The 13,110-nt window shown below is 62.2% G+C and carries 10 protein-coding genes and 1 pseudogene; 2 read left to right on the top strand and 9 right to left on the bottom strand.

All coding sequences use genetic code 11. The features are described from left to right. Positions 1 to 295: pseudogene (locus BT116_RS26300) on the top strand (IS110 family transposase); the annotation flags it as partial. Positions 296 to 450: 155 nt separating this feature from the next. On the opposite strand, the gene copD reads toward BT116_RS26300, so the two are convergent. The 4 genes from copD to BT116_RS26320 are packed head-to-tail and all read right to left on the bottom strand — an operon-like array spanning position 451 to position 4,588. Beyond that, complete coding sequence (copD, locus tag BT116_RS26305) at positions 451 to 1,362, bottom strand: copper homeostasis membrane protein CopD (RefSeq protein WP_072348367.1); 912 nt, start codon at positions 1,360 to 1,362, stop codon at positions 451 to 453. 4 nt (positions 1,363 to 1,366) lie between these two features. Next, positions 1,367 to 1,753, bottom strand: a complete 387-nt coding sequence (copC, locus tag BT116_RS26310; RefSeq protein ID WP_063324621.1) for a copper homeostasis periplasmic binding protein CopC — start codon at positions 1,751 to 1,753, stop codon at positions 1,367 to 1,369. A gap of 53 nt (positions 1,754 to 1,806) precedes the next feature. After that, positions 1,807 to 2,727 (bottom strand): copper resistance protein B, encoded by a 921-nt coding sequence (locus BT116_RS26315; RefSeq protein WP_072348369.1) that lies wholly within the window; start codon positions 2,725 to 2,727, stop codon positions 1,807 to 1,809. 10 nt (positions 2,728 to 2,737) lie between these two features. Next, the gene (locus BT116_RS26320; protein WP_072348370.1) at positions 2,738 to 4,588 is read right to left on the bottom strand and encodes a copper resistance system multicopper oxidase; all 1,851 of its coding nucleotides are present in this window, start codon (positions 4,586 to 4,588) and stop codon (positions 2,738 to 2,740) included. Between the two features lie 487 nt (positions 4,589 to 5,075). Here BT116_RS26320 and nadA point away from each other — a divergent pair, with 487 nt between their 5' ends. Continuing rightward, the gene (gene nadA, locus BT116_RS26325) at positions 5,076 to 6,134 is read left to right on the top strand and encodes a quinolinate synthase NadA (RefSeq protein WP_072348371.1); all 1,059 of its coding nucleotides are present in this window, start codon (positions 5,076 to 5,078) and stop codon (positions 6,132 to 6,134) included. 237 nt (positions 6,135 to 6,371) lie between these two features. On the opposite strand, the gene BT116_RS26330 is transcribed toward nadA, so the two are convergent. The 5 genes from BT116_RS26330 to gcvP form a co-directional block, all read right to left on the bottom strand. After that, positions 6,372 to 6,860 carry an RDD family protein gene (locus BT116_RS26330; RefSeq protein ID WP_072348372.1) on the bottom strand — a complete coding sequence of 163 codons (489 nt, stop codon included), beginning with the start codon at positions 6,858 to 6,860 and terminating at the stop codon, positions 6,372 to 6,374. A 93-nt stretch (positions 6,861 to 6,953) separates the two neighbouring features. Beyond that, a complete protein-coding gene (locus tag BT116_RS26335; protein WP_072348373.1) occupies positions 6,954 to 7,169 on the bottom strand; it encodes a cold-shock protein in 216 nt (71 codons plus the stop codon). Positions 7,170 to 7,563: 394 nt separating this feature from the next. Beyond that, complete coding sequence (gene gcvT / locus BT116_RS26340; RefSeq protein WP_072348374.1) at positions 7,564 to 8,688, bottom strand: glycine cleavage system aminomethyltransferase GcvT; 1,125 nt, start codon at positions 8,686 to 8,688, stop codon at positions 7,564 to 7,566. Between the two features lie 39 nt (positions 8,689 to 8,727). After that, a complete protein-coding gene (locus BT116_RS26345) occupies positions 8,728 to 10,104 on the bottom strand; it encodes an L-serine ammonia-lyase (protein WP_072348375.1) in 1,377 nt (458 codons plus the stop codon). A 139-nt stretch (positions 10,105 to 10,243) separates the two neighbouring features. Continuing rightward, complete coding sequence (gcvP, locus tag BT116_RS26350) at positions 10,244 to 13,105, bottom strand: aminomethyl-transferring glycine dehydrogenase (RefSeq protein WP_072348376.1); 2,862 nt, start codon at positions 13,103 to 13,105, stop codon at positions 10,244 to 10,246. Positions 13,106 to 13,110: the final 5 nt, after the last annotated feature.

Raw genomic sequence — 13,110 nt, forward strand, 5'->3', positions numbered from 1 at the left:
GAAAGTGTTTAACCGAGCCGCGCAGGCCCTGAAGCAGGCTGCTTCCAGTGCCCGTAACGACAAGAGCTTTATTGGCGCCAGTCACCGCGCCAGACTGGCCCGCATGGATACCTCATGCGCGATCAAAGCTACCGCCCATCAACTGGCCCGGTTGATCTACGCCATGCTGACCAAAGGACAGCCTTATGTGGAAAAAGGCATAGAGGAGTTTGAGGCCCAAAGTCGTAATCGCCAAATTAGAGCCTTGCAACGCAAGGCTACTAAGTTGGGTATGAGGGTGGTCGATGCAGCTTAAAAGCTTTTTAAAAACAGAGGGTTGTATTTTGTTTGATGAGAGCTTGCTCCCGCTGGGTTGAAGCAGCCCCCTGGTTTTGCCTGACACACCGCAAGGGGCCGCTACGCGCCCCAGCGGGAGCAAGCTCCCTCGCCACAATAGGCGTTCACAGCCTCCTATTCCATCGTCGGGCTCAGCGTCCCCAGCCACGCCACCCATCCCAGAATGAGCACCGCCACACAGAACTCCAGCGCCATGCTGCGCCGGAGGGCATTCACCGCAACGCCGTGCTCGCCGGTCTGTCGGGCCTGCTCCAGCAATGGGCTCAGGTGAAAGCGGTTCAACGCGGCGAACACCAGCATGGCGGCGAACAAGCTGAGCTTGAGCGCCAGCAACTGACCGTAGGTGCTGTCCAGCAACCCTTCGACGCTTGGGCCGACGATAAACAGATAGTTCACCACCCCCGTCACGCTGATGACCACCACGATCACTGCCCCGGCGGTTTCAAACCCGATCAGTGTCCGGGCCAGTACCGCCAACTGTGGTTCGGCCTGGCGAAGCAGCAGGGCAAACGCGGCCAAGGCGCCGACCCAGCCGCCCGCTGCCCACAGGTGCAGGAAGTCGGTGATGAAGTGCCAGTTGCGGCGCTCACCTTCGTCCATGGCGCCATGCCCGGCCCAGGCCAGCGTCGCCAGCGCCACGCCGCCGCCCAGCATGACCAGCCACAAGCTGGCAGTCGGCCAACGCTTATTGAGCGTCACGGCGACACCGGCCAACACCAGCGCCGCTATCCGCAGTGTCCAACTCGAGCCGACGTCGGTCTCCAACACCATCATTTCAATGTGCGGCCACAGTTCGACCCAGTCTGAAACACCGCTCATGGCCCAGGCCATGCACGCCATGGCGGCGAAGGACAGCAGTCCGCCCAGCACCGCCGTGGTCACTAGCAGCGGTGTGAAAGGCAACTGCGCGCCCGACACCCGTTCCTGGCCTCGCAGGCTATAGAGCCCGAACGCGGCCAGGCCGAACAGCAACATCAGATCCAAATACAGGGCAAAACGCAGGGCGATGTTGATCGAGTCGCTCATCAACTCACTTCACCTTGAACGTGACGTTACCGGTGATCGGGTGAGTGTCGGACGACACCGCGCGCCACTGGACCTGATAGGTGCCGGCGCTGAGGGGGCCATTCGGGACAATGACCATGGTTTTCGGGTCATCGCTGCCGGAGACCTTGGCTGGCATGGGCATGGGCGAATGCGCCGCCATGCCGGGCATCTCGGTCATCATCAGCTTGGCACCGGAAAACTTGGTCATCAGGTTTTCGGAAAAGTGCAGCTCGATCTTTGCCGGTGCCGCACCCTCGGCGCCCTCGGCGGGGGTAGAAGAGAGCAGCTTCGGATGGGCCTGGGCCAAGCCGCTGATCAACAGGCCAGTGGACAGGGCGACAACAGCAACAGCGTTTTTGAGCAATGACATGCAAGGACTCCTACAACGTGGTTTTTTAATTTTGGGTGAAACAGCTCAGCGGGTCAGAACCACATGCGCAGCCCCAATACCAGGCGGGCTTCGCTGCGATCTTCACCTTCTGCGCGGGCGTAGTCGGCGGTGTTGCCGTAGGTCCGGTTCCAGGTGACGCCAACGTATGGCGCGAATTCGCGGCGTATTTCATAACGCAGCCGTACGCCGAGCTCGGTGTCCGACAACCCTGAGCCGACACTGCGGGCGGGGTCGTTCTTGCCATAGAAGTTGACCTCGGCGGTGGGCTGCAGGATCAACCGATTGGTCAGCAAGATGTCGTAGTCGCCTTCCAGCCGCGCCGCGCTCTGGCCACCTTCGCCGATGAACGCGGTGGCTTGGGCTTCGAAGTTGTACAGCGCCATGCCTTGCACGCCGAAGGCGGCCCAGGTTTGCGCATCGCCCGGCTTGAAGTCCTGGCGCACGCCGGCCACCACGTCCCACCAAGGACTGATGGCGTGGCCCCACAGGGCCTGAAGCTCCGCCTCTTCGGTCTTGCCGTTGAGGCGTTCACCTTCGGAGCGCAGCCATAAACGGTCGATGTCGCCACCGATCCAGCCGGAGGCATCCCAGCTCAGGGCGCTGCCGTCATCGGCGTCTTGCCACTCCAACTGGTCGATGAGGAAAAACGAATTGATTGCGCTGTCATGCACCGCGTGTCCGCCATGGTCCTCGTAGACGGCGGCGCGATCAGCGGCTGTCAGTTCCGGGATCGGCGTGCGGCTGGTGGTCGGCGCTGATTGCATGGGCTCCATGCCCTGCATCGAGTCCATGCCCTGCATTGAATCCATACCTTGCATCTGGCTATGGTCCATCCCGGGCATCTGGCTGTGATCCATGCCTTGCATGTCGTTGCCCGCCGCCCAGGCCGAGGTGGTGGCGCCGAGGGTGAGGCTGGCAATGAGTGCCATGGGGTATTGAAAAACAGTGGTCATGGTCGGCTCCTCATTCCTGCACCCGAACTTCACGGAACATCCCCATCTCCATGTGAAACAGCAGATGACAGTGGTACGCCCAGCGCCCGAGGGCATCGGCGGTGACGCGGTAGCTGCGCTTGGCGCCCGGTGGCACGTCGATGGTGTGCTTGCGCACCATGAACTGGCCGTTCTCGTCCTCCAGATCGCTCCACATGCCGTGCAGGTGGATGGGGTGGGTCATCATGGTGTCGTTGATCAGCACGATGCGCAGTCGCTCGCCGTACTTGAGCAGCAGCGGCGCGGCGTCGGAAAATTTCACGCCGTTGAACGACCAGACGAATTTCTCCATATGCCCGGTCAGGTGCAGCTCGATCGTACGGCCCGGCTCGCGGCCGTCGGGGTCGGGGAAGGTGCTGCGCAGGTCTGAGTAGGTCAGCACTTTGCGGCCGTTGTCGCGCAGCCCCATGCCTGGGTCGTCGAGCTTGGGCTTGACGCTCATGGCCTGCATGTCGACCAGGGGGTTGTCTTTCTCGGTGTCGGGGTGCGACAGCATGCCGTCCATGCCTTGCATGGCACCGTGATCCATACCGGCCATGTCGCCCATCCCCTGCATCTGGCTATGATCCATGCCTTGCATCTGGCTGTCGTCCATCCCGGCCATGCCCTGCATCGAGCCGTGGTCCATGCCGGCCATGCCTTGCATCGAGCCGTGGTCCATACCGCTCATTTGCCCCATGTCGCCCATGCTGCCGTGGTCCATGCCACCCATGCCCATGTCGTCCATGGTCACCAGTGGCCGCGGGTCCAGGGGCGGCACCGGTGCCGACAACCCGGCCCTGGCCGCGAGGGTGCCGCGGGCATAGCCGGTGCGGTCCATGGACTGGGCGAACAGGGTGTAGGCCTCCTGGGTCGGTTCGACGATGACGTCATAGGTTTCGGCCACGGCGATCCGAAACTCATCGACACTCACCGGTTTGACGTATTGGCCGTCGGACGCCACCACCGTCATCTTCAAGCCGGGAATGCGCACGTCGAAATAGCTCATGGCCGAGCCGTTGATAAAGCGCAGGCGAAGACGTTCGCCAGGCTTGAACAGGCCGGTCCAGTTCATGTCCGGCGCCTGGCCGTTCATGAGGTAGGTGTAGGTGGCGCCACTGACATCGGCCAGGTCAGTAGGATTCATCTTCATCTCGGCCCACATCTTGCGATCGGCCACAGTGCTGGCCCAGCCGTTCTTGCCCACATCGTCAATGAAGTCGCCGACGGTGCGTTTGTTGTAGTTGTAGTAGTCCGACTGTTTCTTGAGCTTGCGAAGGATGTTGCCGGGGTCTTCATCGGTCCAGTCGGTGAGCATCACCACATAGTCCCGTTCGTACTGGAAGGGCTCCGGTTCCCTGGCGTCGATCACCAGCGGGCCGTAGACCCCGGATTGTTCCTGGAAGCCAGAATGGCTGTGGTACCAGTAGGTGCCGTTTTGCCGGACCTTGAACTGATACACGTACATGCCGTCGGGTTCGATGCCCTTGAAACTCAACCCCGGAACGCCGTCCATGTTGGCTGGCAGCAGGATGCCGTGCCAGTGGATGGAGGTTGTCTCCTTCAAGCGATTGCGCACCCGCAGGGTGACGGTGTCGCCTTCACGCCAGCGCAGCAGTGGGCCGGGAATGCCGCCGTTGATGGTCTGGGCAGTACGTGGGTTGCCGGTGAAGTTGACCGGGCTTTCGCCGATGAACAGATCGAACTCGGTGCCGCTCAGGACGTTGGGCTGGCCAGGGCTGGTGACCGCCCAGACAGGCGCGCGCCATAAGCCCAGGCCACTCAGGATACCGGCGGCGCCCAAGCCTTTGACGAAGGTGCGCCGGGAAGTTTTTGTTTGCATGCGATGGAAGTCCGTCAGTCGATTCGCAGCGAGCACTGGGGCGTTGCCCGGTGCCGGTGTGAACAGAAGATGACATAAGCCGGCTGGGCAGGTGATTACATTTCGGTCAGCTTGCCGGAGGCAGAAGTCAACCTCCTTGGCAAACACAAAACCTGTGGCGAGGGGATTTATCCCCGCTGGGCTGCGCCCCAAAGAAGGTGAATGCAACATGCCTGATACACCACGGTGTCAGGGTTTAGGGCCGCTTCGCAGCCCAGCGGGGATAAATCCCCTCGCCACAAGGTTTGTGTTCGACTCAGTTGCCTGTGACAGGTTGGCCGGGCACAGGTCAGAATGATCTTTTGCATCGGTGGGATATTCTGTAGCCTTGCCGGCTTCATGCAGTCCCGTGCCTGATTGATACCCACTTTCCCGGCGGTACCCGAGTGGTCCGGAGCCGGGTGTATACTCGACTTTCGCGCTAAACGCGCTTGCAGGTCTTGCGAACATGACGCAAATTTCCGAACGCCTTCTGGTCCAGGCCCACCTCGACGCCAAGCAGCCCAAGCCGCTGAGCGCCGAACAAGAGGCCTGGTACCGCGCCGCCATCGCCGCCGAGCTCAAGGCTCAGGACGCGGTGCTGGTCGCGCACTTCTACTGCGACCCGATCATCCAGGCCCTGGCCGAAGAGACCGGTGGTTGCGTGTCCGACTCCCTGGAAATGGCCCGCTTCGGCAATGCCCACCCGGCCAAGACAGTGGTGGTGGCGGGGGTCAAGTTCATGGGCGAGACCGCCAAGATCCTCAACCCCGAAAAACGTGTGCTGATGCCCACCCTGGAAGCCACCTGCTCCCTGGACCTGGGCTGTCCGGTGGAGGAGTTCTCGGCGTTCTGCGATCAGCATCCGGAGCGCACCGTGGTGGTGTATGCCAACACCTCGGCGGCAGTGAAGGCCCGGGCCGACTGGGTGGTGACGTCCAGTTGCGCGCTGGAAATCGTCGAGAGCCTGATGGACAACGGCGAGACGATCATCTGGGGCCCGGACAAGCACCTGGGCACTTACATCCAGCGCAAGACCAGCGCTGACATGCTGCTCTGGGACGGTGCCTGTATCGTCCACGAAGAGTTCAAGTCCAAGCAGTTGGAGGACATGAAGGCGCTGTACCCGGACGCCGCGATCTTGGTGCACCCGGAGTCGCCGACGTCGGTGATCGAACTGGCGGATGCCGTGGGCTCCACCAGCCAATTGATCGCTGCGGCCCAGACCCTGCCGAACAAGACGCTGATCGTCGCCACCGACCGGGGTATTTTCTACAAGATGCAGCAGTTGTGCCCGGACAAGGTCTTCATCGAAGCCCCGACCGCCGGCAACGGCGCGGCGTGCCGCAGTTGCGCACATTGCCCGTGGATGGCAATGAATACTCTGGAGCGCACCCTCAAGAGCTTGCAGGAGGGTGCCAACGAGATCTTCGTCGACCCGGCGCTGATCCCCCAGGCGATTCGTCCGCTCAAGCGCATGCTGGACTTCACCCAGGCGGCGCGGATGAAGTTGGCGGGGAATGCCTGAAGCTGAAGAAGATTTCGAGGCTAGCGAGGTTTTGTGGTGAAGGGATTTATCTGTGGCGAGGGGATTTATCTGTGATGAGGGGATTTATCCCCGTTGGGCTGCGAAGCAGCCCCCTCTGTTTTTCCTGACATTGCACTGTGTCAGGTTTTAGGGCCGCTTCGCGACCCAGCGGGGCGGTGCGACGTTTCGCTAAATCCCCTCGCCACAATGTATTTCAATCCGCTGATGTGGGGTTTTTTACTTGGTCTTCTTGGGAATCCGCACCAGCTGCGTATCCGAGTAGATGTCATGCCAGCTGCGCTTGCGCTTGTCGAACAGCGCCCAGATAAAGCCCAGCCCCACCAGCAGCAATGACGCAATCGATACCACGAACCGCAACAGCGCCTGCCACAGGCTGATGGCCGTGCCATCGGCGTTCTGTACGCGGATGCACCACACCTGCATGCCCAGGGTCTGGCCATTGTGGGTCCAGAACTTGGCGAAGAAGCCGAACAGCACGAACAGCAGCACGGTGGACAGCAACGGGTCGCCGTCCAGTGCGCCAGCTTCGGTCAGGGCACGCATTTTTTCTTCACCGATGATCGCCATCTGGATCATCTTGTAGGCGCCGCTGGTGACGATCAGCAGCGCCGTGCACAGCAAAAAGTCATAGAACATCGCCGCCAGGCGACGGCCCAGGCCGGCGGGAGGGAAGTTGCCCTGGGGAGTGAGCAGGTGTTTGGGCATGACGGCCTCGGATGAAAAAGAAGCCATTTTACGGATTTGCGCCCATAAAAAAGCCCCTGATATCAATCAAGGGCTTTTTAGTGTGCAAAAGCCTCAAGCGTCGGCTTTTTGTACTTCGTCAGCCTGCATGCCTTTCTGACCTTGCACAGCAACGAAGGTGACTTTCTCGCCTTCTTTCAGGCTCTTGAAGCCGTTGCCCTGGATGGCGCGGAAATGCACGAACAGATCCGGACCGCTTTCAGGCGTGATAAAACCAAAACCTTTCTCGTCGTTGAACCACTTGACGGTACCGCTCTGACGTTGGGACATTTTCTTATTTCCTTTGACGCTAAATTAATGACAGCCTCTTTCGCATGAAAGAGTACTGGGGCTGGGTTGCAGGAAAGTAAGAGACGTCGAACGGGATGTAGCGGACTTCATAAGCTACTGCCCAGGTCACGATTCCAAGCGACCCATGCAAACACAGTGACCAAACTCTACGCCAACTACGAATGAAAAAACAACCCCCCGGGGAAGCCCGTATTTGCTCAGCTTGCAGGCATTTACATACATCGCCGGGCGGGGCTTATTCGATAGGCTAGTTCAATTGTTAACGACTGTTATAAGCGCCATTGAATGTCTAAGGACATGCACCTTTTTATGGCGGTTGCGTTACACATTAGTGCACGTATAACGCAATCGCGTTACTTATAGAAACAGTCAATCAACCGCGGTAGTAGCGTTGTGGGACGAATGGCATTTTGCTTACAAGTAAAGGCACCTTTTTCCCACGCACGATGGCCCAAACTGGCGTATCCAGTGCGATATAGGCGCTGTCCAGGTAACCCATCGCCAACGGACCGCCCAGGGTCGGGCCGAAACCGCCGCTGCACACCGTCCCGATAATCTCGCCCGCTTCGTTGACGATCTCCGCGCCCTCGCGCACCGGTGTGCGTTCCTGGGGCAGCAGGCCGACGCGTTTGCGCTTGACGCCGCCCTGTTGTTGGGCGAACACGGTTTCAGCGCCGGGGAAACCGCCAGCGCGGGCGCCGTCGGCACGACGTACTTTGGATATCGCCCACAACAGGCTGGCCTCGATCGGCGTGGTCTCGGTGTTCATGTCGTGGCCGTAGAGGCACAGGCCGGCTTCCAGGCGCAGCGAGTCACGAGCGCCGAGGCCGATGGCCGCGACTTCCGGCTCGGCCAGCAGGGCGCGGGCCAGTTTTTCCGCATCGGCGGCGGGTACCGAGATTTCGAAACCGTCTTCACCGGTGTAGCCCGAACGGCTGACAAAGCAGTCCATGCCCAACAGCGTGACTCGCTGGAACTGCATGAAGGTCATCTTCGCCACGTCTGGCGCCAGGCGTGCGAGCACGGTGACGGCGGCCGGGCCTTGCAGGGCGAGCAGGGCGCGGGCTTCGAACAGTGGCTCGATGCTGCACTGCGCGCCAATATGGGCTCGCAGGTGGGCCAGGTCCTGGTCCTTGCAGGCCGCGTTGACCACCAGGAACAGTTCGTCGTTGCCCAGGTTGGCGACCATCAGGTCGTCGAGGATGCCGCCGTTCTCATTGGTGAACATGGCGTAGCGCTGCATGCCCACTGGTAGGTCGATGATGTCCACCGGCACCAGGGTTTCCAGGGCCTTGGCGGCGCCTGCGCCGGTCAGGCGGATCTGGCCCATGTGGGACACATCGAACAGCCCGGCCTGGTCGCGGGTGTGCTGGTGTTCCTTCATCACCCCCAGAGGGTACTGCACCGGCATGTCGTAGCCGGCGAACGGCACCATGCGGGCGCCGAGTTCGAGGTGCAGCGCGTGCAGCGGGGTCTTCAGCAGTTGTTCGGTGGACATATCAGCTCCTGGAAAAAAGGTGGAAGTGAGGCAAGCGCATCAGCATTCGATAATGTTGACCGCCAGACCGCCGCGGGCGGTCTCCTTGTATTTGCTTTTCATGTCGGCGCCGGTCTGGCGCATGGTGCGGATGACTTTGTCGAGGGAAACGAAGTGATGCCCGTCGCCGCGCATGGCCATGCGCACCGCGTTGATGGCCTTCACCGAGCCCATGGCGTTGCGTTCGATGCACGGTACCTGCACCAGGCCGCCGATCGGGTCGCAGGTCAGGCCGAGGTTGTGTTCCATGCCGATCTCGGCGGCGTTTTCCACTTGCTGCACGCTGCCGCCGAGCACTTCGCACAGGGCGCCGGCGGCCATGGAACAGGCCACGCCCACTTCCCCCTGGCAACCGACTTCGGCGCCGGAGATGGAGGCGTTTTCCTTGTACAGGATGCCGATGGCGGCGGCGGTCAGCAGGAACCGCACCACGCCATCTTCGCTGGCGCCGGGGATAAAGCGCATGTAGTAATGCAGCACCGCCGGAATGATCCCCGCCGCCCCGTTGGTAGGCGCGGTGACGACGCGCCCGCCATAGGCGTTTTCTTCGTTGACCGCCAAGGCGTACAGGTTGACCCAGTCGAGCACCGACAGCGGGTCGCGCAGTGCGGCCTCCGGGTTCTTGCACAGCTGGCGGTGCAACGCCGCGGCCCGGCGCTTGACCTTCAGCCCGCCTGGCAGAATCCCTTCGTTGCGACAGCCCGCCGCCACGCAATCCTGCATCACCTGCCAGATTTTCAGCAGGCCGGCACGGGTCTCGGCTTCGGGGCGCCAGGCGCTTTCGTTGGTCAGCATCACCTGGCTGATGGACAAGCCGTAGGTGGTGCAGTGGCCCAACAGGTCCTTGGCGCTCTTGAACGGGAAGGTCAGGGGCGTGGCATCTTCGACGATGCGGTCGGCGCCGGCCGCGCCTTCGTCGACGACAAAACCGCCACCCACCGAGTAGTACTCGCGGCTGCGCACTTGCAGCCCTGCGGCATCGAAGGCGCGAAAGATCATGCCGTTGGGGTGAAAGGCCAACGGCTTGCGGATCATCGCCAAGTGCAGCTTTTCATTGAATTCGATGGAGTGTTCGCCGAGCAGGTTCAGGCGACCGCTGCTGCGGATCGCTTGCAGGCGGGCGTCGACGGTTTCGGTGTCCACGGTGTCGGGATGTTCGCCTTCCAGGCCCAGCAGCACGGCCTTGTCGCTGCCGTGGCCCTTGCCGGTGGCGCCGAGCGAGCCGTAGAGCTCGACCTTGACGCTGGTGGTGCAATTGAGCAAGTCATCGCGACGCAGCCCCTCGGCGAAACGGGCAGCGGCACGCATCGGGCCGACCGTATGGGAGCTGGAAGGGCCGATGCCGATCTTGAACAGGTCGAACACGCTTAACGACATGGTGTTTCTCCGGTTTCTTTTTATGAGGATCGACGAATATGAGTTTGGCGTAGATCCAATGTGGGAGCGGGCTTGCTCGCTCCCACAAGGGGATATGCGGTGTTGTTGAGAGGGCGGGCAAACCCGCCCCCTCCACAGGTCAAGCGTAGCTTTCGATCGACGGGCAGGCGCAGACCAGGTTGCGGTCGCCGAACACGTTGTCGACCCGGCCCACCGGCGGCCAGTACTTGCCATCGATCAACGACGCCACCGGGTACACCGCCTGTTCGCGGCTGTAGGGGTGGGTCCACTCGCCGACGATTTCCGCCGCGGTGTGCGGGGCGTTTTTCAGTGGGTTGTCGTCTTTGTCCAGGCTGCCGTTTTCCACCGCGCGAATTTCTTCGCGGATGCAGATCATGGCGTCGCAGAAACGGTCCAGCTCTTCCTTGGACTCGCTTTCGGTCGGTTCGATCATCAGCGTGCCGGCCACCGGGAACGACATGGTCGGCGCATGGAAACCGAAATCGATCAGGCGCTTGGCCACGTCATCGACGCTGATGCCGCTGCTGTCCTTGAGCGGGCGCAGGTCGAGGATGCATTCGTGGGCCACCAGGCCGTTGCTGCCGGAGTAGAGCACCGGGTAATGCTCTTCCAGGCGACGGGCGATGTAGTTGGCGTTGAGGATCGCCAGTTGCGAGGCGCGCTTGAGGCCGGCGCCGCCCATCATGCGGATGTACATCCAGGTGATCGGCAGGATGCTCGCGCTGCCGAACGGCGCCGCGCACACCGCGCCTTCCTTGCGTTCCATGTTGGCATGGCCGGGCAGGAACGGTGCCAGGTGGGATTTGACGCCAATCGGGCCGACGCCCGGGCCACCACCGCCGTGGGGGATGCAGAAGGTCTTGTGCAGGTTCAGGTGGGACACGTCGCCGCCGAACTTGCCTGGGGCGCAGAGGCCGACCATGGCGTTCATGTTGGCGCCGTCGATGTACACCTGGCCGCCGTTGTCATGAATGATGCCGCAGATTTCGCGGATGCCTTCTTCGAACACGCCGTGGGTGGACGGGTAGGTGATCATCAGCGCCGCGAGGTGTTCGCGGTGCTCGATGGCCTTGGCCCGCAGGTCTTCGATGTCGACGTTGCCGCGGGCATCACAGGCGGTCACGACCACACGCATGCCGGCCATGTTGGCGGTGGCCGGGTTGGTGCCGTGGGCCGAGGACGGGATCAGGCAGATATCGCGACGGTCTTCGCCACGGCTCTGGTGATAGGCGCGGATCGCCAGCAGGCCGGCGTATTCGCCCTGGGAACCGGCGTTGGGTTGCAGCGACACCGCGTCATAGCCGGTGGCGGCGCAGAGCATGGCTTCCAGCTCGTCAGTCAGTTGCTGGTAACCGGCGCTTTGCTCGGCCGGGGCGAATGGGTGCAGGGCGCCGAACTCGGCCCAGGTCACCGGGATCATTTCGCTGGCGGCGTTGAGTTTCATGGTGCAGGAACCCAGCGGGATCATGGTGCGATCCAGGGCCAGGTCCTTGTCGGCGAGCTTGCGCAGGTAGCGCATCAGCTCGGTTTCGGAGTGGTAGCGGTTGAACACTGGGTGGCTGAGGATCGCCGATTGGCGCACCAGCTCGGCCGGGATATGGCTTTGCACGCTGGCGGCCAGTGCCGCGAAGTCCGGCACGGCCTTGCCGTCGGCCATCAGGTTACCTATCAAACGGAGCAGGGCTTCGACGTCAGCCTGGCTGGTGGTCTCGTCCAGGGACAGGCCCAGGCGTTGCGCATCCACCACACGCAGATTGATGCGCTGTGCGCGGGCCTTGTCGTGCAGGGCAGCGGTTTGCGCGCCGGTGCGCAAGGTCAGGGTGTCGAAGAAGCTCTCTTGCTCGACGCTCAGCCCTAGCGCGCCCAGGCCCTTGGCAAGGATCGCGGTCAGGTGATGGATGCGATTGGCAATTTGCACCAGGCCCTTGGGGCCGTGGTACACGGCGTACATGCTGGCGATGTTGGCCAGCAGCACCTGGGCGGTGCAGATGTTGCTCGTGGCTTTCTCGCGGCGGATGTGTTGCTCGCGGGTCTGCATCGCCAGGCGCAGGGCCGGTTTGCCGAAACGGTCCACGGAAACGCCGACCAGGCGGCCCGGCATGTCGCGCTTGAAGGCGTCCTTGGTGGAGAAATACGCCGCGTGCGGGCCACCGAAGCCCAGCGGCACACCGAAGCGCTGGGCGCTGCCGATGGCCACGTCGGCGCCGAATTCACCGGGTGGGGTCAACAGGGTCAGGGCCAGCAGATCCGCGGCCACCGCTACCAGGGCGTTGGCCGTGTGGAAGCGTTCGGTCAGTTCGCGGTAGTCGAACAGGTCACCGTTGCTGGCCGGGTATTGCAGCAGCGCGCCGAAGAAGCCGCTGACGTCGCTCAGTTCGCGCTCATCGCCGACCACCACGTCGATGCCCAGGGGCTCGGCACGGGTGCGCAGCACGTCGAGGGTTTGCGGGTGGCTGTGCACGGAGGCGAAGAACGCGTTGCTGCCCTTGTTCTTGCTCAGGCGCTTGCAGAAGGTCATGGCTTCGGCGGCGGCGGTGGCTTCGTCGAGCAAGGACGCGTTGGCGATCGGCAGGCCGGTAAGGTCGCTGATCAAGGTCTGGAAGTTCAGCAGCGCTTCGAGACGGCCCTGGGAAATTTCAGGCTGGTACGGCGTGTAGGCGGTGTACCAGGCCGGGTTTTCCAGCAGGTTGCGCAGGATCGGCGCCGGCGTATGGCAGTTGTAGTAGCCCTGGCCGATGTAAGTCTTGAACAGCTGGTTCTTGGCGGCAATGGCTTTGATCGAGGCCAGCGCATCGGCTTCGCTCTGGCCGTCGCCCATGTCCAGCACGCTGGTGCCCTTGATGCTTTCCGGGATGACACTGGCGCTCAACGCTTCCAGGGAGTCGTAGCCCAGGCGCTCGAGCATGGCTTGCTCGTCGCTGGCACGCGGGCCGATGTGGCGGGCGATGAATTCGTTGGCAGTGCCGAGATTAACAGTCATGTGGC

The organism is Pseudomonas sp. NFACC16-2 (assembly GCF_900119205.1).
Classification (GTDB): domain Bacteria; phylum Pseudomonadota; class Gammaproteobacteria; order Pseudomonadales; family Pseudomonadaceae; genus Aquipseudomonas; species Aquipseudomonas fluorescens_Q.